The sequence below is a fragment of the Pseudomonas nabeulensis genome, from assembly GCF_004682045.1.
GTDB classification, from domain to species: domain Bacteria; phylum Pseudomonadota; class Gammaproteobacteria; order Pseudomonadales; family Pseudomonadaceae; genus Aquipseudomonas; species Aquipseudomonas nabeulensis.
In genome coordinates this window covers 1-15,616 of record NZ_QUZT01000052.1, presented here as the reverse complement: position 1 = coordinate 15,616, position 15,616 = coordinate 1, and the positions used below count along the sequence as shown (strand labels likewise).

Sequence of the window (15,616 nt, the reverse complement as noted above, 5' to 3'; positions counted from 1 at the left end):
TAGTTGAGCGAAAGCGTGGGATATTAGCAGCTGGGGCAAATATTTCGGTACGCGCCGCGCAACATTCAACACTTGCCATAAACTCCAGGTTCCTAAAAACAAGCCATGGACCGCTCAATGATTAACGCCAAGCTGATGCAACTGGTCGTCAATGCTTCCAACGACGGGATCGTCGTCGCCGAACGCGAGGGCAAGGACAAGCCGCTGATTTACGTCAACCCGGCATTCGAACGGCTGACGGGCTACACCCTGGATGAGATCCTCTATCAGGATTGCCGTTTCCTACAGTCCGGCGACCGCGACCAGCCGGCCCTGATGGCGATTCGAGAAGCGCTGGAAAGTGGCGGTGCCTGCCGCGAAATCCTGCGCAATTACCGCAAGGACGGCAGCCATTTCTGGAACGAGTTGTCGTTGTCATCGGTGTACAACGAGGCGGACAAACAGACGTATTTCGTCGGCGTGCAAAAAGATGTGACCTTGCAGGTCAAGGCCCAGCAACGCGTGGCGCAACTAGAGACCGAATTGGCCCAGCTCAAGGCCGAGTTGGCGGCACTCAAAGCGACGAGTGGATCTAACAAAATTTAGAAAATACGGTCATTAGAGGGGATAATGGCATTTTAACACCCCTCCATTGAGCAAGAGCGATGCAACGCGACGCACTTCTGACGCAGGACGAGCTGGATTTCATTCAGATGATGCACCACAACCCGCAGCTCAACCTGCGGGACGCGTCGTCGAGCCTGACCGTCAACGGCGGCGCGCAGCTCCGCGACTTGCTCACCCGGCTGGCCGCCCACGACCACGTCACCATCCAGGCGCAGTTCGACAACCAGCAACTCACCTTCCCCCTGCACCTGGTGGAAGACGAGTTTCATGCGGTGCACCTGCGTTTGGGTGTGCCGACGATTTTCGAAGACGGCCCGATGATCCGCCCCTGGCGCCTGGCACTCGAGGCACCTGTGGCCCTGGAAAACATCAAGGGCCACGCCAGTGCGCTGTGGGTACATGAAGTGTCGTTCAAGGGCGTGCTGCTGGAGATTCGTGGCCGGGTCAAACCACCCAAGACCTTCTCGCTGTGGTTCAGCCCATCGGGCTACGAGCGCATTGCGCTGCGCGGGACCTTCGAGCGTGAAACCGCGCGCGGCCTGTTTGCCTATCGGCTAAGCCAGGCAGATGCGGACGAAACCGAGCGCCTGCGCCAGTTCATCCTGCATCAACACCGCCTGGTACACCCCGAAGTGCACGCTTGAGATCAGGTATCCAGCCCGCCGCTCAAGAATTGTTGCAAGCGACGCTGCATCATCCGCCCCTCATTGCCCAGGCAACCGATTGAGGAACCGGCCAGGTTGCCCTGGACCAATTCCGAAGCATCACCCGCCAGGAACAACGGGCAGTTGAGTGTCATCCCCAGGCGATTGAGGCGCTCAGCCAGGTCATGGCTGGGCGAGTGGTTGGAAAAGACGATCAACCCTTGGGGCTGGGTCTTTTCACAGACCAGCGTCAACTCATCAAACGGTTGGCCCATTGGCAGGACCTTCACGGCCAAGTCATCCCGGCTCATCAATAAGGCGGCCACCAACAACTCCAGTTTGCGGCACTCGCCCGGCATGGGCGCCAACAAGACCCGTGGCAGCGACGAATCACTGGCCAACTGCAAGCGCTGCCAGGCGTGAACGCGCAGGAAGGCATCAAAAAACAGCCACTCACTGGCCTGGCCAAAGCGCCCTTGATGACGCAACAGCTCTTGCCAGAGGGGCATCAGGATGTCCTGGAACGCCACGCTGAGGGGGTAGGTCGCAAAAATCTGACCGTACAGGCTCTCCAGTCGACGGTCATCAAAGGCGCTGATGGCCTGCCTTAACCGCGCCTGCCACTGGGACCACTCAGTGTCGCCGAGCACGTCACGCTCGGCGCGTACCGCTTGGGCCTGTTGATCGTCACGGGCGAGGATCTTGCCCACTTTGCTGACGGCCACACCCCGTTCGATCCAATCGAGCACGCGATGGACGGTTTCAATATCGGACTTGGAGTAGAGACGGTGCCCACTTTCGGTGCGTGTGGGCTGGATTAGCCCATAACGACGCTCCCAGGCACGCAAGGTGACAGGATTGATGCCTGTCAATCTGGAGACTTCACGAATGGGGAACAGCTCATCGGGATCAGTTGATTCCAGATGCGAAGAACTATCAGTCGGAGCAGTAATGACGGGCATTGGAGACCAAAAAACCAACGGCAACTGGGGCCCCATTTAACGCCTTTAGACCTGTCTTTTTCAAGGCCGGCCGTCTTCGGACCAATGCCACTGGCGTATTTCTGTAAAACAGGAATAATCCTTGCCTGTTTTTTCATAGCGGCACCACCCCGCCGCTATGTTCGTGCGCCACCTACCCGGTCCAGCGCACCCGTATTTGGAGATACATAATGTCTACCTCTCCCGTCACCCTGATGGTTGCGCGCCGCGTGGCCAAGGGTCGCTACGAAGAATTGATGGCCTGGCTGCGCGAAGGCGAGCAACTGGCCACCGACTTTCCCGGCTACCTGGGTTCAGGCGTACTCGCCCCGCCGCCCGATGATGATGAATTCCAGATTATTTTCCGCTTTGCCGATGAAAAGACCCTGCATGCCTGGGAGTTCTCCGCCTCCCGCAGCGCCTGGCTGAGCCGTGGCAGCGAGCTGTTTGCCGACCCGTCGGAACATCGTGTGAGTGGTATCGATGGCTGGTTTGGCGCCGCCGGCGCACGCCCGCCACGCTGGAAACAAGCCGTGGCCATCTGGCTGGCGTTTTTCCCGGTGTCGCTGATCTTCAACTTTGTGTTGGGGCCACTGCTCGGTGAGCTGGAGCTGGTCCCCCGCGTGTTCGTCAGCACCCTGGCCCTTACGCCACTGATGGTCTACCTGTTCATCCCGCTGTCGACCCACCTGCTGGCCAACTGGCTGCACCCCGCCCCCACACCACGCAAGGCCACCGAAGCCGCCGCGTGAGTACAGGGGGGCCGGTCGCTGGTATGATTTGAGCCTGCCAGCGAATCGAGCCCCCCATGACTGCAACGAACGCCCCGATCCTGATCACCGGCGCCGGCCAGCGTGTCGGCCTGCACTGTGCCCAGCGCCTGCTGGACGATGGGCACCCGGTGATTTTCAGTTACCGCAGTGAACGCCCTGGCGTGCAGGCCCTGCGCGAACGCGGCGCGATCGGGGTGTTTGCCGATTTTTCCAGCGAGGCCGGGATCCTGGCGTTTATCGCCGAGCTGAACACCCACACCCAAAGTTTGCGCGCGATCATCCACAACGCCTCAGCCTGGATCGCGGAAACACCTGGCGAAGAAAGCCGCGCGTTTACCGACATGTTCAGCGTGCACCTGCTTGCGCCGTACCTGATCAACCTGCATTGTTCACCCTTGCTGCAACGCTCCTGCCCCGCCGACATCGTGCATATCAGCGATGACGTGGTGCGCAAGGGCAGCCGCCAGCACATCGCCTATTGCGCCACCAAGGCCGGGCTCGACAGCCTGACGCTGTCGTTTGCCGCGCAGTTTGCGCCGTCGGTCAAGGTCAACGGCATTGCCCCGGCCATGGTGATGTTCAACGAGGGCGACGACGCGGACTATCGCGCCAAGGTATTGGCCAAGTCGGCGTTGGGCATTGAGCCAGGCCCGGAAGTGATCTACCAGAGCGTGCGCTACCTGTTGGATAACCCTTATGTCACCGGTACCACCCTGACCGTCAACGGCGGGCGGCATATCAAGTAAGCCGTTTGTGAGGATGTTGTATGACCCTGCCCCACCACTACCGCGAGATTCTCAAAGGCCTGGGCGAAGACTCGGAACGCGAAGGCCTGCTCGACACGCCCAAGCGTGCCGCCAAGGCGATGCAGTACCTGTGTCACGGGTATGAACAAAGCCTGGACGAGATCGTCAACGGCGCACTGTTCACCTCCGACAATGACGAAATGGTGATCCTCAAGGACATCGAGTTGTACTCGCTGTGCGAGCATCATCTGCTGCCCTTTATCGGCAAGGCCCATGTCGCCTATATTCCGACCGGTAAAGTACTGGGCCTGTCGAAGCTGGCGCGCATCGTCGATATGTATGCGCGGCGCCTGCAAATCCAGGAAAACCTCACGCGGCAAATCGCCGACGCCATCCAGTCCGTGACCCAGGCGGCCGGCGTAGCGGTGGTGATCGAAGCCCAGCACATGTGCATGATGATGCGCGGCGTGGAGAAACAGAATTCAACCATGAACACCTCGGTGATGCTCGGCGCGTTCCGCGAGTCGAACACCACGCGCATGGAGTTCCTGCAACTGATCGGACGGAGCAAGTAGCAATGCCACAACTTCAACCAGGCATGGCGCGCATCCGGGTCAAGGACCTGTGCCTGCGCACCTATATCGGCATCAACGAGGACGAGATCCTCAACAAGCAGGACGTGCTGATCAACCTGACCATCCTGTATGCCGCCCAGGAAGCCGTGCGCGACAACGATATCGACCATGCGCTGAACTACCGCACCATCACCAAGGCGATCATTGCCCACGTCGAAGGCAACCGCTTTGCGCTGCTGGAGCGCCTGACCCAGGAACTGCTGGACCTGGTGATGAGCAATGAATCAGTGCTGTACGCCGAAGTCGAAGTGGACAAGCCCCATGCGCTGCGCTTTGCCGAATCGGTGTCAATTACCCTGGCGGCCAGCCGTCAATCCTGAACCTGCGTGAGCCCTATGAACGACCAACAACGCCTCGAACTCGAAGCCGCCGCCTTCCGCCGGCTGGTGGCCCACCTGGACAGCCGCAAGGATGTGCAGAACATTGACCTGATGAACCTCTCCGGTTTCTGCCGTAACTGCTTGTCCAAGTGGTACAAGGCCGAGGCCGATGAGCGCCATATCGAGCTGAGCCTCGATGACGCCCGCGAAGTGGTGTACGGCATGCCGTACGCCGAGTGGAAAGCCCAATACCAGAAAGAAGCCAGCGCCGACCAACAGGCGGCGTTCGCCAAAGGAAAAACCCATGACTGATTTGAAAGCCCTGCGTGCCAGCCTGAACAGCGGCGAACATGTGTTTGCCGATACTTTGGCTTTTATTGCCGCAGGTTATGACTACCAGCCGCAAGCCTTTACCAATGGTGGCGTGGAAAACGCTGCCGGGCAAAACGAAGGGTCGTGCAAGACCTTGGGTTTGGCCTTGTTGGAAGGGTTGAGCGACCAGGAAGCGTTGCTGGCGTTTGGGGAGCATTACCGTTCGGTAGTGGCGACGCCGGAAGGCAGCGACCACGGCAATATCCGGGCATTGATCGCCCATGGACTGGCCGGTGTAAAGTTCACCGCACAGCCGCTGACCCGCAAATCCTAAGCCGGGCATAAATCAAAATGTGGGAGGGGGCTTGCCCCCGATTGCAGTGTGTCAGTCTAAATATCAGTGACTGACCCACCGCTATCGGGGGCAAGCCCCCTCCCACATTTGTTTTGCGGTGTTGCTTAGAACGATGCGTTCTGCAGGCCATCGAGGTAACGCTCGGCATCCAGTGCCGCCATGCAACCGGCGCCGGCCGAGGTGATGGCCTGGCGGTACACGTGGTCAGCCACGTCACCGGCAGCGAAGATACCTTCCAGGTTGGTCGCCGTGGCATTGCCTTCACGACCGCCTTGCACCACCAGGTAGCCGTCTTTGGCGTCCAGCACGCCTTCGAACAGCGACGTGTTCGGGGTGTGGCCGATGGCGATGAACACGCCGTCGACTTTCAGCTCGTCGAAGCTGCCATCGTTGTTTTTCAGGCGAGCACCGGTCACGCCCATGTTGTCGCCCAGGACTTCATCCAGGGTGGCGTTGAGCTTGAGGATGATCTTGCCTTCCGCCACACGGGCGTGGAGCTTGTCGATCAGGATCTTCTCGGCGCGGAAGGTTTCGCGGCGGTGAACCAGGGTCACGGTGCTGGCGATGTTGGCCAGGTACAGCGCTTCTTCCACAGCGGTGTTGCCGCCACCGACAACTGCCACTGGCTTGTTGCGGTAGAAGAAACCGTCGCAGGTCGCGCAAGCGGAAACGCCCTTGCCCATGAACGCTTCTTCGGATGGCAGGCCCAGGTAGCGAGCGCTGGCGCCGGTAGCGATGATCAGTGCGTCACAGGTGTACACGCCGCTGTCGCCGGTCAGGCTGTAAGGCTTCTTGGAGAAGTCGACCTTGTTGATGTGGTCGAAGACGATCTCGGTTTCAAAGCGCTCGGCGTGTTCTTTCATACGCTCCATCAACACCGGGCCGGTCAGGCCGTGGACGTCGCCCGGCCAGTTGTCGACTTCGGTGGTGGTGGTCAATTGACCCCCCGCCTGCATGCCGGTGATCAGCAACGGCTTGAGGTTGGCCCGGGCCGCGTAGACCGCAGCGCTGTAACCGGCAGGGCCGGAACCGAGAATAATCACTCGCGAATGACGGGTATCAGACATGACTCACTCCTGTCGACCGCCCGGACCACAAGGCGGCTGGAATAAAAAAGGGACCACGAAGCACTTGGGGAAGGCTTTAACTCGCAGGCCCTGAAAATAATGGGTGCAGCGTATAGAGGGGGGCAAGATTAAGGAAATACGGAATAACAATCCAGCTCATAGGTGGTCTCTATGCAGTCGGCGTGGTTGATCGACGCCTTTGTTACCACTGATGTCGCCGCTTTCACCCACGGTTCAAAGCCGGTAAGGTCGGCGCGTTCGTCCCTTTGCTCGGAGTCCTCCATGCCCGCCCCCGCTCTTTCCGGCCCGCAATACCTGCGTGAAGGCCTCAAACTGGTGTTGAGCCCAGGCCTGCGCCTGTTTGTGCTGCTGCCGTTGGTGATCAACCTGGTGCTGTTCGTCGGCTTGATCTATTTCGCCGGCCATCAGTTCAGCCTGTGGGTCGATACCTTGATGCCGACGTTGCCGAGTTGGTTGGGCTTTCTGAATTACCTGCTGTGGCCTTTGTTCGTTGTGCTGGTGGTGCTGATGGTGTTTTTCACCTTTACCATGCTCGCCAACATCATCGCCGCGCCGTTCAACGGCTTTCTCTCGGAGAAAGTCGAAGTGGTGGTGCGTGGCACCGATGATTTTCCGGCCTTCAGCTGGGGCGAGCTGATCGCCATGGTCCCGCGTACCCTGGCGCGGGAAATGCGCAAGCTGGGCTACTTTCTGCCACGGGCCATCGGCCTGTTTATCCTGTCATTCATTCCGGTGGTCAACCTGATCGCCGCACCGCTGTGGCTGTTGTTTGGCGTATGGATGATGGCGATCCAGTACATCGACTATCCGGCGGACAACCACAAACTGGGCTGGAACGAAATGCTCGCCTGGCTGCGCCAGAAACGCTGGCAGAGCATGAGCTTCGGCGGCATCGTCTACCTGGTGCTGCTGGTGCCGGTGGTGAACTTGCTGATGATGCCAGCGGCGGTGGCCGGGGCGACGTTGTTCTGGGTGCGCGAGCAAGGTGCCGAGACGCTGGCCAAGTCATAAATCCATCATCCCAATGACACAATGACGACATGGCCCACAGCGACACTGTGGGTCATGACGACAGCCTCGCTTCACATCACCTTGATTACCGAAACCTTCCCGCCAGAGATCAACGGGGTGGCCAATACCCTTGGTCGCCTGTGCGACGGCTTGCGCGCACGCGGTCATCAGGTAGAACTGGTGCGCCCGCGCCAGAACGCAGACCAAAGCCGTCCCAGCGACGATGAATTGTTGCTCTGTCGTGGCTGGCCACTGCCGGGTTACCCCGGCCTGCAATGGGGCCAGTCATCGATGCATAAGTTGCTGCGGCGCTGGACCCGCCAGCGTCCGGATGTGCTGTACATCGCCACAGAGGGACCACTGGGTCTATCAGCCTTGCGCGCCGCGCGACGCCTGGGGATCGGTGTGGTGAGCGGCTTTCACACCAATTTCCAGCAGTACTCGAATCAATACGGCCTGAGCTTGCTGAGCCGGGTGGTGACCCACTATCTGCGCTGGTTTCATAACCGCTCCAGCCTGACCCTGGTGCCGAGTGCCAGCCAGCACCTGGAGCTGGAGCGCCGACACTTCGAGCGCTTGGACTTGCTCGCGCGCGGGGTGGACAGCCAGTTGTTCCACCCCGCCAAACGCGACAATGCACTGCGGGAAAGCTGGGGCTTGGGCAACGAGGATATTGCGGTGCTGCATGTCGGCCGGCTGGCGCAGGAAAAGAACCTGGGCCTGCTCAAGCGTTGTTTTGACTCGCTGCAAAGTACTTATCCACAGCGCCAGCTGAAACTGATCATCGTCGGTGACGGCCCGCAACGTAAGCAGCTGGGACAGGAGCTGCCCGACGCGGTGTTCTGCGGCACCCAGCGCGGCGAGGAACTGGCGCGACATTACGCATCAGGCGATGTGTTCCTGTTCCCCAGCCTCACCGAAACCTTTGGCAATGTGGTGCTGGAAGCGATGGCCTCGGGCCTGGGCGTGGTGGCTTATGACCAGGCCGCTGCAACCCAGCATATTCGCCACGGCTATAACGGTGTGCTGGCGATGCCAGGCGATGAGGACGCCTTTTGTGATGCCGCCAACTGGCTGCTGGAGGACGCCGAAAGCTTGCGCCGCATGCGCCTCAACGCACGCCAGCATGCCAGCCGCCAGGGCTGGCCGGCGATTATCGAGCAGTTCGAACGGCAGTTGCGCGGCGTGTGCAAGGACGGGCACCCGGTGCCCGCCCTTTTGCCCCTTACACCAGGCTCGTCAACGCCTCACGACTGAATGGCAGGATGTCGCCCTCGCGGCCTTCACGTACTTTCACCGCCCATTCCGGGTCCACCAGCAGGGCACGGCCCACCGCCACCAGGTCGAACTCATCATTGTTCAGGCGTTCCAGCAGTTTCTCCAGGCTGGCCGGCTGCGCCACCTTGTCGGTATTGACCATAAATTGCAGGAACTCACCGTCCAGGCCGACGCTGCCCACGGTAATGGTTGGCTTGCCAGTGAGTTGGCGGGTCCAGCCGGCCAGGTTGAGGTCGGAACCTTCGAACTCCGGCTCCCAGAAACGGCGAGTGGAGCAGTGGAAAATATCCACGCCGGCATCAGACAACGGCTTGAGGAACGCACCCAGCGCCTCGGGGGTTTGCACCAGGCGCGCGGTGTAGTCCTGCTGCTTCCATTGCGAGAAACGGAAGATGATCGGGAAGTCCGGACCAACGGCGGCGCGCGTGGCCTGGATCAGTTCGATAGCAAAACGCGAACGGTTGGCCAGGCTGCCGCCGTACTCGTCGGTACGCTGGTTGCTACCTTCCCAGAAGAACTGGTCGACCAGATAGCCGTGGGCGCCGTGGATCTCCACGCCGTCCATACCAATGCTCTGGGCATCCTTGGCGGCTTGGGCGAACGCGTTGATCACGTCCTGGATGTCTTGGGTGGTCATGCCGTGGACGACCACGTTGCCATCCTTGAGTTTTTCCATCGGGCCGTAGGCGGGCACGCTGGCGTCAGGCTCGGTGCCGATGCGACGCACACTGCCCACATGCCACAGTTGTGGGACGATCTTGCCGCCTTCGGCGTGCACTGCATCGACGACTTTCTTCCAACCGGCCAGCGCGGCCTCGCCGTAGAAATGGGGAACGTTCGGGTAACCGTTGGAGGCTTGATGGCCGACCACTGTGCCTTCGGTGATGATCAAGCCCACACCTGCCGCAGCGCGGCGGCGGTAGTACTCGATGACTTTGGAATTAGGCACGCCACCCGGCGAGAACGAACGGGTCATGGGTGCCATGACTACACGGGTCGACAGCTGCAATGCGCCGAGCTGGAAGGGTTTGAACAAGGCTTGGACAGGCATGGGTAGGCTCCACGAAGGCGAGTTTATGACGTGGATAATATGGAGCTCATGCAGGGCTGAACAGCACTATTGATCTGGGTGATTAAGGGGTAAAAGCAAGAGTCTTCGATTGAAGCAAACTCGTGGCGAGGGAGCTTGCTCCCGCTGGGCTGCGTAGCGGCCCCAAAATGCTGGGAGCGCTTCGCACTCCAGCGGGAGCAAGCTCCCTCGCCACAAGGAGATAGGTTCAGCTCAGGGCTTTTTCGATGGCCTGGACGATAGCGGGATCGTCCGGTGCAGTGCGTGGGGAGAAACGCGCCAGCACACGGCCATCCTTGCCCAGCAGGAATTTCTCGAAATTCCAGGTGATATCCCCTGGAAACTCCGCCCCCTCACCCGCCAGTAAACGGTAAAGCTGATGGCGATCAGGGCCATTGACCTCGAGTTTGCTGCCCAGGGGAAAGGTCACGCCGTAGTTAAGGCTGCAGAACTCACGGATCTCATCCTCAGTGCCTGGTTCTTGCCCGGCAAACTGGTTGCATGGCAGGCCAAGCACGGTGAACCCCTGGTCCTTGTACTGCTGGTAAAGGTTTTCCAACGCCGCATATTGCGGGGTCAAACCACACTTGGAAGCCACATTCACCACCAGCACGACTTGCCCCTTGAAAGGCGCCAGCGGCAGCTCTTGTCCGTCCAAAGCTTTGAGTTTCAGGTCGTGGAAAGCACTCATGACGAACTCCAGATATCCCATGTTCTTAGCAAAGCGGCTCACCGAGAGTACAACCCGCAAGCGTGCAATCATAGACGCCGATTGCAAAACCCGCCTGCAAGTTACTGAGCGGTCGGCCAGGGCAAAATCGGAATCGCCGTCACTGCGTTCTGCGGGCTGCCTTCGATCAGGCGGTCGCTGTACACCAGGTAAACCAGGGTGTTGCGCTTCTTGTCGAGGAAGCGCACCACCTGCATGGTCTTGAACACTAGGGAGGTGCGCTCCTTGAATACTTCGTCGCCGTCCTTGAGTTCGCCCTTGAAGCGGATCGGGCCAACCTGACGGCAGGCGATCGAGGCTTCGGCGCGGTCTTCGGCCAGGCCCAGGCCGCCTTTGACGCCGCCGGTCTTGGCGCGGGACAGGTAGCAGGTCACACCGTCGACCTTCGGATCGTCAAACGCTTCAACGACGATTCGGTCGTTGGGGCCGACGAACTTGAACACCGTCGACACCTGGCCGACTTCTTCGGCAGACGCCAACAACGGCATGGCCAACAGCAGGCCGAGTAATCCCTTCATTACGCGCATCGGGTATTCCTTTGGTTAGACCAGGATCAGGTTATCGCGGTGCACCAGTTCCGGCTCCGCCATATAACCCAACAGGCTCACAATCGCGTCAGACGACTGGCCAATGATTTTCTGTGCTTCGAGGGCGCTGTAGTTGGCCAGGCCGCGGGCGATTTCGCGACCGTCGGGTGCCACACACACCACCATCTCGCCACGGCGGAAGCTGCCCTGTACCAACTTGACGCCGACCGGCAGCAAGCTCTTGTTGCCTTGGGACAAGGCCGAGACCGCGCCATCGTCCAGCACCAGGGTGCCACGGGTTTGCAAATGACCGGCCAGCCATTGTTTGCGCGCCGCCAGCATGCCCCGCTCCGGCGACAGCAACGTACCGATGCGCTCACCGGCCTTGAGGCGGTCCAGCACGCGCTCGATGCGCCCGCCAACGATGATGGTGTGGGCGCCGGAACGCGCAGCCAGGCGTGCTGCGCGCAGTTTGGTCTGCATGCCACCACGGCCCAGGGCACCGCCAACACTGCCGGCCACCGCGTCCAGCGCCGGGTCATCGGCGCGGGCTTCGAAGATCAACTGGGCGTCGGGGTTGTTGCGCGGGTCGGCGTCGAACATGCCGTCGCGGTCGGTGAGGATCACCAGCAGGTCGGCTTCCACCAGGTTGGCCACCAGCGCGGCCAGGGTGTCGTTGTCGCCAAAGCGGATTTCGTCGGTGACCACGGTGTCGTTTTCGTTGATCACCGGGATAACCTTGAGCTCCACCAGCGCGCGCAGGGTGCTGCGGGCGTTGAGGTAGCGCTTGCGGTCGGACAGGTCGTCGTGGGTCAGCAGGATCTGCGCGGTGTGGCGGCCATGTTCGGCAAAGCTGGATTCCCAGGCTTGCACCAGGCCCATCTGGCCGATGGCGGCAGCGGCTTGCAGTTCGTGCATCGCGCTGGGTCGCGCGGTCCAGCCGAGGCGGCTCATCCCGGCAGCAACTGCCCCGGACGACACCAACACCAACTCGACACCGGCCTCGTGCAAGGCCACCATCTGCTCCACCCAGACGCTCATGGCTGCGCGATCCAGCCCCTTGCCATCCGCCGTCAGCAGCGCACTTCCGATCTTCACGACCCAGCGCTGCGCACCTGTGACTTTGCTCCGCATCATCTTCAACCTTAGAGTGAGGGCTGCGCGACCCAGCGCGGCCCATAACGTTAAACCCGGATACTAAAACGCCGCTCTAAAGAGAGCGGCGTTCAAGTTTACTGCAACGGATCAGTCACGCACGTAAATGATTTCCGGACCATCTTCATCATCCACGTCTTCTTCGTCCCAATCGTCGTCACCGATGTCATGGACCGACTTCACGCCGCTGCGGCGCAGGGCACGCTGGTCGTCCAGCGCCTGCAACTGGGCGCGGGCTTCGTCTTCGATGCGCTGGTCGAGTTCGGCCAGTTCTGCCTTGAATACCGGGTCGGCCGCCAGGCGGTCGGCACGGTCTTCGAGGTAGCGCATGATGTCGCGGGTCAGGCGCTCGGTGCCTTCTTTGGCGATGGCCGAGATCACGTAGACCGGGCCTTCCCACTCCAGGCGCTCGACGATTTCCTTGACGCGTTCCTCGTGTTCCTCTTCGAGGATCTGGTCGCACTTGTTCAGTACCAACCAGCGATCACGCTCGGCCAGGGACGGGCTGAACTTGGTCAGTTCGCTGACGATCACTTCGGCGGCGTCCGGTGCGCTGGTGTCATCCAGCGGCGCCATGTCGACGAGATGCAGCAGCAAACGGGTGCGGGACAAGTGCTTGAGGAAGCGAATCCCCAGGCCGGCGCCATCGGAAGCGCCTTCGATCAGGCCGGGAATGTCGGCGATTACGAAGCTTTTCCAGCGATCGACGCTGACCACGCCCAGGTTTGGCACCAGGGTGGTGAACGGGTAATCGGCGACTTTCGGCTTGGCGGCCGAGACCGAGCGGATGAAGGTACTTTTACCGGCGTTCGGCAGGCCCAGCAGGCCCACGTCCGCCAGTACTTTCATTTCCAGCTTGAGGTCACGCTGCTCGCCCGGCTTGCCCGGGGTAGTCTGGCGCGGCGCACGGTTGGTACTGGACTTGAATCGGGTGTTACCCAGACCGTGCCAGCCGCCCTGCACTACCATCAGTTTTTGGCCGGCCTTGGTCAGGTCGCCAATCACTTCCTGGGTGGCCGAGTCGATGATCGTGGTGCCGACTGGTACGCGCAGTACCAAGTCTTCGCCTTTTTTACCGGTGCAGTCGGTGCTGCCGCCGTTGGAGCCACGCTCGGCATCGAAGTGCCGGGTGTAACGGTAGTCGACCAGGGTGTTGAGGTTTTCGTCGGCCATCATGTAGATGGAACCGCCGTCACCACCGTCACCGCCGTTGGGACCACCGTTTTCGATGAATTTTTCGCGACGGAAACTCATGCAACCGTTACCGCCGTCGCCTGCTTTTACTCGGATGGAAACTTCATCAACGAACTTCATAACAAAACGCCTCTCGTCGCATGGACGAGCTTAAGAAACCAAGACATAAGACTCTTGCAAAAATGAGCGCAGCGACCTCAATCAGCGACCGCAAATCCAGCGCCTGAGCCCATCACAAACAGCTTTGCAAGAGACTCACTCCACAAACGAAAAAGCCCCGTCGCAAGACAGGGCTTTTCCAGCGATCTCGCAATTAAGCTGCGACAACGCTCACGTAACGGCGGTTGAAAGCGCCTTTTACTTCAAACTTGATCACGCCTTCGATTTTCGCGAAGAGGGTGTGATCTTTACCCATGCCTACACCGTAACCGGCGTGGAATTGGGTGCCGCGCTGACGCACGATGATGTTGCCCGGAATGATTTTCTGGCCGCCATACATCTTAACGCCAAGGCGTTTGGCTTCTGAGTCGCGACCGTTACGGGTACTACCACCAGCTTTTTTGTGTGCCATGAGTCAATTCTCCTAGTGAGGAATTAGGCTGAAATTAAGCCTGAATACCGGTGATTTTGATCTCGGTGTACCACTGGCGGTGGCCCATACGCTTCATGTGGTGCTTACGACGACGGAACTTGATGATGCGGACTTTATCGTGACGACCTTGGGAGATCACTTCAGCCACAACGGTAGCGCCAGCAACAACTGGAGCGCCGATGTTCACGTCATCGCCATTGGCGACCAACAGAACGCGATCAAAAGTAACGGATTCGCCAGTAGCGACTTCCAGTTTCTCGATCTTCAGGTATTCACCTGGGGCGACTTTGTATTGCTTGCCACCAGTAACAATTACTGCGTACGACATGGTATTTCTCCGATAATCCTGCTCACCCAGCGCTTTATAAGAAAAGGTATTGGCTGGCATGGCTGCATGGGATGGACGTCCCGAATGCAATTGCGTAAGGCAGGTGCTGCCCAGGAAGTTCAGGGTGCGCGATTGTACGCAAGGCTTTGTAGGGTTGCAAGTAGCCGTCCATCGCGCCTTGACACCCGGGGGTCAGGGTCCTAGCATGCCGCGCAACCCTTCTGGAGCGTCTGTCGCTGATGCAACCCCAAGCTTTCTACCGCGCGGTCGCGGACGATTTTAGCGCCGTCGACGGCATCATCAAGAAGCAGCTGACTTCCAAAGTGCCGCTGGTCTCCAAAATTGGCGACTATATTACGTCGGCGGGCGGCAAGCGCCTGCGTCCTTTATTAGTGTTGCTGTGTGGCAAGGCCCTGGGGCGCGAAGGCGATGACTTGCGCCTGCTGGCTGCAACCATCGAGTTCCTGCATACCGCCACCCTGCTGCATGACGACGTGGTCGACATGTCCGGCATGCGCCGTGGCCGCGAGACCGCCAACGCCATGTGGGGCAACGCTCCCAGCGTATTGGTGGGCGATTTCCTGTATTCGCGCTCGTTCGAAATGATGGTCGAGCTGGGCTCGATGCCGGTGATGAAGATTCTTTCACAGGCCACGCGCATCATCGCCGAAGGCGAAGTGCTGCAACTGTCCAAGGTCCGCGACGCCAGCACCACCGAAGAAACCTACATGGAAGTGATTCGCGGCAAGACCGCGATGCTCTTCGAAGCGTCTACCCATAGTGCCGCTGCGCTGTGTGGCGCCACCGCCGAACAGGCCGAAGCCCTGCGCACCTTTGGCGATCACCTGGGCGTGGCATTCCAACTGGTGGACGACCTGCTCGACTACCGTGGCGACGCCGAAACCCTGGGCAAGAACGTCGGTGACGACTTGGCCGAAGGCAAGCCGACCTTGCCGCTGATCTACACCATGCGCGAAGGCACGCCGGAACAGGCGGCACTGGTGCGCAAGGCGATCCAGAAAGGCGGGATCGAAGACCTGGAGGCCATTCGGGACGCCGTGGAGGCCTCGGGCTCCCTGGAGTACACCGCACAACTGGCGCGGGATTACGTGGCGCGTGCGATTACCTGCCTCGAAGCTTTGCCAGCCAGCGAATACCGGGATGCCTTGGTTGAGCTGAGTGAGTTTGCGGTAGCCCGTACGCACTAAGAAATACCTGTGGGAAGGGGCTTGCCCTAATGCCAGTCAGTTAAGAGATGACAGGAGCAACACGG

Annotated in this window: 20 protein-coding genes; 11 read left to right on the top strand and 9 right to left on the bottom strand. The window is 60.1% G+C overall.

Features of this window, described 5'->3' with window-relative positions; genetic code table 11:
* Positions 1-117: 117 nt before the first annotated feature.
* Together DYL61_RS22960 and DYL61_RS22955 are read left to right on the top strand one after the other, a co-directional pair.
* The gene (locus tag DYL61_RS22960; RefSeq protein ID WP_135310232.1) at positions 118-585 is read left to right on the top strand and encodes a PAS domain S-box protein; all 468 of its coding nucleotides are present in this window, start codon (positions 118-120) and stop codon (positions 583-585) included.
* A gap of 59 nt (positions 586-644) precedes the next feature.
* Positions 645-1,250: a hypothetical protein gene (locus DYL61_RS22955; protein WP_105697911.1), complete on the top strand. Its 606-nt coding sequence runs from the start codon at positions 645-647 to the stop codon at positions 1,248-1,250.
* A 2-nt stretch (positions 1,251-1,252) separates the two neighbouring features.
* Here the strand turns inward: DYL61_RS22955 and DYL61_RS22950 are convergent, their stop codons facing one another.
* Positions 1,253-2,212 (bottom strand): MerR family transcriptional regulator, encoded by a 960-nt coding sequence (locus DYL61_RS22950; protein WP_135310231.1) that lies wholly within the window; start codon positions 2,210-2,212, stop codon positions 1,253-1,255.
* Positions 2,213-2,421: 209 nt separating this feature from the next.
* Here DYL61_RS22950 and DYL61_RS22945 point away from each other — a divergent pair, with 209 nt between their 5' ends.
* Genes DYL61_RS22945 through DYL61_RS22920 form a run of 6 tightly spaced genes read left to right on the top strand, consistent with a single transcriptional unit; the run spans position 2,422 to position 5,350 of the window.
* Positions 2,422-2,982 (top strand): antibiotic biosynthesis monooxygenase, encoded by a 561-nt coding sequence (locus DYL61_RS22945; protein WP_135310230.1) that lies wholly within the window; start codon positions 2,422-2,424, stop codon positions 2,980-2,982.
* A gap of 56 nt (positions 2,983-3,038) precedes the next feature.
* Positions 3,039-3,749 (top strand): dihydromonapterin reductase, encoded by a 711-nt coding sequence (folM, locus tag DYL61_RS22940; protein WP_135310229.1) that lies wholly within the window; start codon positions 3,039-3,041, stop codon positions 3,747-3,749.
* 20 nt (positions 3,750-3,769) lie between these two features.
* Complete coding sequence (gene folE / locus DYL61_RS22935) at positions 3,770-4,324, top strand: GTP cyclohydrolase I FolE (RefSeq protein ID WP_135310228.1); 555 nt, start codon at positions 3,770-3,772, stop codon at positions 4,322-4,324.
* Between the two features lie 2 nt (positions 4,325-4,326).
* Positions 4,327-4,704, top strand: a complete 378-nt coding sequence (folX, locus tag DYL61_RS22930) for a dihydroneopterin triphosphate 2'-epimerase (protein WP_105697916.1) — start codon at positions 4,327-4,329, stop codon at positions 4,702-4,704.
* 15 nt (positions 4,705-4,719) lie between these two features.
* Positions 4,720-5,016: a DUF1244 domain-containing protein gene (locus DYL61_RS22925; RefSeq protein WP_065908484.1), complete on the top strand. Its 297-nt coding sequence runs from the start codon at positions 4,720-4,722 to the stop codon at positions 5,014-5,016.
* A complete protein-coding gene (locus DYL61_RS22920) occupies positions 5,009-5,350 on the top strand; it encodes a HopJ type III effector protein (RefSeq protein WP_135310227.1) in 342 nt (113 codons plus the stop codon). The genes DYL61_RS22925 and DYL61_RS22920 overlap by 8 nt, the downstream gene beginning before the upstream one ends.
* Positions 5,351-5,475: 125 nt before the next feature.
* Here the strand turns inward: DYL61_RS22920 and trxB are convergent, their stop codons facing one another.
* Positions 5,476-6,438, bottom strand: a complete 963-nt coding sequence (trxB, locus tag DYL61_RS22915; protein ID WP_135310226.1) for a thioredoxin-disulfide reductase — start codon at positions 6,436-6,438, stop codon at positions 5,476-5,478.
* Positions 6,439-6,720: 282 nt separating this feature from the next.
* Here trxB and cysZ point away from each other — a divergent pair, with 282 nt between their 5' ends.
* Positions 6,721-7,470: a sulfate transporter CysZ gene (gene cysZ / locus DYL61_RS22905; protein WP_105697919.1), complete on the top strand. Its 750-nt coding sequence runs from the start codon at positions 6,721-6,723 to the stop codon at positions 7,468-7,470.
* Positions 7,471-7,524: 54 nt separating this feature from the next.
* Positions 7,525-8,727, top strand: a complete 1,203-nt coding sequence (locus DYL61_RS22900; protein WP_135310225.1) for a glycosyltransferase family 4 protein — start codon at positions 7,525-7,527, stop codon at positions 8,725-8,727.
* On the opposite strand, the gene DYL61_RS22895 is transcribed toward DYL61_RS22900, so the two are convergent.
* The 7 genes from DYL61_RS22895 to rplU form a co-directional block, all read right to left on the bottom strand.
* Positions 8,696-9,799 carry an NADH:flavin oxidoreductase gene (locus DYL61_RS22895; RefSeq protein WP_135310224.1) on the bottom strand — a complete coding sequence of 368 codons (1,104 nt, stop codon included), beginning with the start codon at positions 9,797-9,799 and terminating at the stop codon, positions 8,696-8,698. The two genes, DYL61_RS22900 and DYL61_RS22895, sit on opposite strands and share 32 nt — an antisense overlap.
* Before the next feature lie 226 nt (positions 9,800-10,025).
* Positions 10,026-10,508, bottom strand: coding sequence for a glutathione peroxidase (locus DYL61_RS22890; protein ID WP_135310223.1), 483 nt, complete (start codon positions 10,506-10,508; stop codon positions 10,026-10,028).
* A 101-nt stretch (positions 10,509-10,609) separates the two neighbouring features.
* The gene (locus DYL61_RS22885) at positions 10,610-11,074 is read right to left on the bottom strand and encodes a CreA family protein (RefSeq protein WP_034100556.1); all 465 of its coding nucleotides are present in this window, start codon (positions 11,072-11,074) and stop codon (positions 10,610-10,612) included.
* A gap of 15 nt (positions 11,075-11,089) precedes the next feature.
* Positions 11,090-12,208 (bottom strand): glutamate 5-kinase, encoded by a 1,119-nt coding sequence (proB, locus tag DYL61_RS22880; protein ID WP_105697923.1) that lies wholly within the window; start codon positions 12,206-12,208, stop codon positions 11,090-11,092.
* Positions 12,209-12,319: 111 nt separating this feature from the next.
* Entirely contained in the window at positions 12,320-13,543 is a 1,224-nt protein-coding gene (gene cgtA, locus DYL61_RS22875) for an Obg family GTPase CgtA (protein ID WP_135310222.1), read from the bottom strand.
* A gap of 193 nt (positions 13,544-13,736) precedes the next feature.
* Positions 13,737-13,994, bottom strand: a complete 258-nt coding sequence (rpmA, locus tag DYL61_RS22870) for a 50S ribosomal protein L27 (protein ID WP_003176049.1) — start codon at positions 13,992-13,994, stop codon at positions 13,737-13,739.
* Positions 13,995-14,028: 34 nt separating this feature from the next.
* On the bottom strand, positions 14,029-14,343 hold the full coding sequence (gene rplU / locus DYL61_RS22865) for a 50S ribosomal protein L21 (protein ID WP_007950961.1): 315 nt from the start codon (positions 14,341-14,343) through the stop codon (positions 14,029-14,031).
* Positions 14,344-14,582: 239 nt separating this feature from the next.
* Between rplU and DYL61_RS22860 the strand changes: the two genes are divergently transcribed.
* A complete protein-coding gene (locus tag DYL61_RS22860; RefSeq protein WP_135310221.1) occupies positions 14,583-15,551 on the top strand; it encodes a polyprenyl synthetase family protein in 969 nt (322 codons plus the stop codon).
* Positions 15,552-15,616: the final 65 nt, after the last annotated feature.

What these genes read in the sequence shown, in the direction of transcription:
- DYL61_RS22895 (WP_135310224.1), bottom strand. Translation starts at nt 9,799, where the DNA reads ATGCCTGTCCAAGCCTTGTTCAAACCCTTCCAGCTCGGCGCATTGCAG.
- trxB (WP_135310226.1), bottom strand. Translation starts at nt 6,438, where the DNA reads ATGTCTGATACCCGTCATTCGCGAGTGATTATTCTCGGTTCCGGCCCT.
- folX (WP_105697916.1), top strand. Translation starts at nt 4,327, where the DNA reads ATGCCACAACTTCAACCAGGCATGGCGCGCATCCGGGTCAAGGACCTG.
- proB (WP_105697923.1), bottom strand. Translation starts at nt 12,208, where the DNA reads ATGCGGAGCAAAGTCACAGGTGCGCAGCGCTGGGTCGTGAAGATCGGA.
- DYL61_RS22890 (WP_135310223.1), bottom strand. Translation starts at nt 10,508, where the DNA reads ATGAGTGCTTTCCACGACCTGAAACTCAAAGCTTTGGACGGACAAGAG.
- DYL61_RS22885 (WP_034100556.1), bottom strand. Translation starts at nt 11,074, where the DNA reads ATGCGCGTAATGAAGGGATTACTCGGCCTGCTGTTGGCCATGCCGTTG.
- DYL61_RS22860 (WP_135310221.1), top strand. Translation starts at nt 14,583, where the DNA reads ATGCAACCCCAAGCTTTCTACCGCGCGGTCGCGGACGATTTTAGCGCC.
- DYL61_RS22955 (WP_105697911.1), top strand. Translation starts at nt 645, where the DNA reads ATGCAACGCGACGCACTTCTGACGCAGGACGAGCTGGATTTCATTCAG.
- rplU (WP_007950961.1), bottom strand. Translation starts at nt 14,343, where the DNA reads ATGTCGTACGCAGTAATTGTTACTGGTGGCAAGCAATACAAAGTCGCC.
- DYL61_RS22920 (WP_135310227.1), top strand. Translation starts at nt 5,009, where the DNA reads ATGACTGATTTGAAAGCCCTGCGTGCCAGCCTGAACAGCGGCGAACAT.
- cgtA (WP_135310222.1), bottom strand. Translation starts at nt 13,543, where the DNA reads ATGAAGTTCGTTGATGAAGTTTCCATCCGAGTAAAAGCAGGCGACGGC.
- DYL61_RS22900 (WP_135310225.1), top strand. Translation starts at nt 7,525, where the DNA reads ATGACGACAGCCTCGCTTCACATCACCTTGATTACCGAAACCTTCCCG.
- DYL61_RS22945 (WP_135310230.1), top strand. Translation starts at nt 2,422, where the DNA reads ATGTCTACCTCTCCCGTCACCCTGATGGTTGCGCGCCGCGTGGCCAAG.
- DYL61_RS22925 (WP_065908484.1), top strand. Translation starts at nt 4,720, where the DNA reads ATGAACGACCAACAACGCCTCGAACTCGAAGCCGCCGCCTTCCGCCGG.
- DYL61_RS22960 (WP_135310232.1), top strand. Translation starts at nt 118, where the DNA reads ATGATTAACGCCAAGCTGATGCAACTGGTCGTCAATGCTTCCAACGAC.
- folM (WP_135310229.1), top strand. Translation starts at nt 3,039, where the DNA reads ATGACTGCAACGAACGCCCCGATCCTGATCACCGGCGCCGGCCAGCGT.
- folE (WP_135310228.1), top strand. Translation starts at nt 3,770, where the DNA reads ATGACCCTGCCCCACCACTACCGCGAGATTCTCAAAGGCCTGGGCGAA.
- DYL61_RS22950 (WP_135310231.1), bottom strand. Translation starts at nt 2,212, where the DNA reads ATGCCCGTCATTACTGCTCCGACTGATAGTTCTTCGCATCTGGAATCA.
- rpmA (WP_003176049.1), bottom strand. Translation starts at nt 13,994, where the DNA reads ATGGCACACAAAAAAGCTGGTGGTAGTACCCGTAACGGTCGCGACTCA.
- cysZ (WP_105697919.1), top strand. Translation starts at nt 6,721, where the DNA reads ATGCCCGCCCCCGCTCTTTCCGGCCCGCAATACCTGCGTGAAGGCCTC.